Annotated in this window: 3 protein-coding genes; 2 read left to right on the top strand and 1 reads right to left on the bottom strand. The window is 76.6% G+C overall.

Translation table 11 applies throughout. The features are described 5' to 3' along the window. Both BJF79_RS37640 and BJF79_RS37645 read left to right on the top strand, forming a co-directional pair. The coding region (locus BJF79_RS37640; protein ID WP_262403156.1) for a hypothetical protein at window positions 1-371 on the top strand (371 nt) is incomplete at its 5' end. Between the two features lie 100 nt (window positions 372-471). Then, a complete protein-coding gene (locus BJF79_RS37645; RefSeq protein ID WP_075904554.1) occupies window positions 472-1,317 on the top strand; it encodes a hypothetical protein in 846 nt (281 codons plus the stop codon). On the opposite strand, the gene BJF79_RS37650 is transcribed toward BJF79_RS37645, so the two are convergent. Then, a partial coding sequence (locus BJF79_RS37650; RefSeq protein WP_262403157.1) for a hypothetical protein occupies window positions 1,318-2,311 on the bottom strand: 994 nt, incomplete at its 5' end.

The raw sequence follows: 2,311 nt of genomic DNA on the forward strand, positions 1-2,311 counted from the left end.
CGCCGCGGCCGGGCTGGCCGCGGGCGGCGTGGCCGCCGCGGGCGTCGGCGGCGCCATGGCCGTCGGCGAGGTCGGCGACCGCCGCCGTGAACGCCGCCGGCTACGTCGCGGGCGCCGCCGCCTACCCGGCCGTCGACCAGTTCGGCAACGCCATCGGGCAGGCCGGGCAGGAGGCGTTCGCCCAGGCCGGGCAGTACGCGTTCGCCCAGGCGGGCCAGTACGCCGGGCAGATGGCGCAGGACTTCGCCGGCCAGGCCGCCGGCGAGGCCGCGGGCGCCATCGGCGGCGAGGTCGCGAACGCCGTCGGCGGCGAAGTGCTCGGCGGCGTCGGCGAAGTGCTCGGCGGGCTCCTCGGCGGCCTGTTCGGCTGACGAAAAATCCCGGGCCATTCGGACGACATCGGCCGCCCCCTCGGCGGGGGCGGCCCCGGATGGTTATCGTCGAGAGCGCAGCCGCCTCTCGAGGAGTCACATGAACACGGTGATCCTGGTTCTGCTCTGCCTGGCGATCGCGGGCCGCGAGCTATACCTGGCCTCCGACAAGCGGCTACCCCGCGCCCAGGCCGAACTGCGCGACCTGCGCGCCCAGCTCGCCGAACTCGCCCGCCGCCACGAGACGTTGCAGGCCGACGTCGCCGAGGCCGCCGCACCGTCCGGCATCCCCATCCCGCAACCGGACGCGTCGGACCGGCTCGACGGCCTCCACGACCGCGTCGAACGGCTGGAGAAGACCACCGGCGACCTGAGCGAGGACCTCGCCGGGTTCGACACCGACCGCGACGCCCAGCGCGCCCTCGCCCGCTCCCTCGACACCGTCGAACGCGACGTCCGGGAACTGCAGCACGAGATGCTCGACCGCCTCGACCGCGAGGAGGGCGTGGTCGACGGCCTCCTGCTCAGCGAGGAGGGCGAGGCCGAGGCGCTGCTCGCCGACGCCTACGAAGGCTGCGCATCCGAGTACGGGCTGCGCGTCCGCGTCCGCGACCCCCGCCCGGACGGCGGCTGGCTCGGCACCGCCTACCGGCTGTCGGGCATGCGCGCCGACGCGCTCGCCGAAGAACTGTTCTCCTACACCCGCGGCCTCTACGCCCCCGACGACCCGTCCGCGCTCGGCGCCCTGCTCACCGAACTCGCGCAACTGCGCGGCGGCGGCGTCGCCCGCTTCGGCCCGTTCACCGCCGTCCGCACCCAGAGCGCCCTCCTGTGCGGCTTGCTCCCCGACGGCGACGTCGCCGAACCGTGGGAGCTCGCGGGCCGCATCCGCGAACTCCCCGACGACCGGCGCTGCGACCTCAGCTGGCTGCGCGCCGACGACTGATCACGCGCGGACGAACCGCGGCGTCTCGTCCCGAACCGTCAGCGCCAGCAGGCACCGCGGGACGCGTGCCTCGTCCACGCCCATGCACAGCGCCAGCCGCAGGTCGGGATCGACCACAACGACCCGCCGCAGCGCCCGCAGCGCCCGCCGCGCCCGGGCCCGCGTCTCCGCCCGTCCCGGCTCGTACAACGTCCCCGTGACCACCCGTCCGGCGTATCGCCACAACTCCGCCGAATCCAGGACACGCGCCCCGGACGACGCGAGGTTCGCGACGATCACCACACCGCTGTCCTCGTCGTCCTCGGCCCGCGGCGCCGTCGACGCCCCGGTGTCGGGCGCCACGGGCCCGCCGACCGGCCGGTGGTAGCGCAGCGGATCCAGCGTGTCGATGACGAACGCCCCCGGATACGGGCGCGACGCGCGTCCGCGATCCGCCCCCGGCCGCACCGGCCCGCTGTGCGCGCTGAGGTCGAGCACCATCCCCGCGTGGTCGAGCCACGCGGGCACCCCGAGCCGTCCCGCCCGCCGATCGAGCCCGACCATCGCACCCCACAGCTCGTCCGCCCGCCGGGACAGCGTCACCGCCATCCCCGACCCCGGGAACGCCCCCTCCAGCACCGCGAGCGTCGCCGCCCACGTCGCACTCCCGACGAACTCCCCGACGAACGCGTCCACGAGCGCCGCACGCCGTCCGGGATCCGGCACGATCACCTCCCGCCGAACCGGAGGCGGCGGAACGATCTCCGCACCCGCCGGCGCGCCGTCGTCCCGCGACGCCCCGCTTTCGAGCGCGCCCCGCCGCACCCACGCCGCCTGCTCGGGCGCGGCCCCGATCTCGTCCGCCGCGACCACGCTCCACAGCCCGTCGTCGCCGTCCGGAGCCGCCGGCTCCTCCACCTCCCGGCCCCCGCCGCTCCCCGGCGGCAACCCCCGCGGCCCCGCGGGCACGTCCGCCGCCCCGAACCCACCCGGCCGCTCCGGCACGGAGCCCCCC

Origin of the sequence: Actinomadura sp. CNU-125 (assembly GCF_001942465.1) — a bacterium.
Lineage (GTDB): Bacteria > Actinomycetota > Actinomycetes > Streptosporangiales > Streptosporangiaceae > Spirillospora.

What these genes read in the sequence shown, in the direction of transcription:
- BJF79_RS37645 (WP_075904554.1), top strand. Translation starts at nt 472, where the DNA reads ATGAACACGGTGATCCTGGTTCTGCTCTGCCTGGCGATCGCGGGCCGC.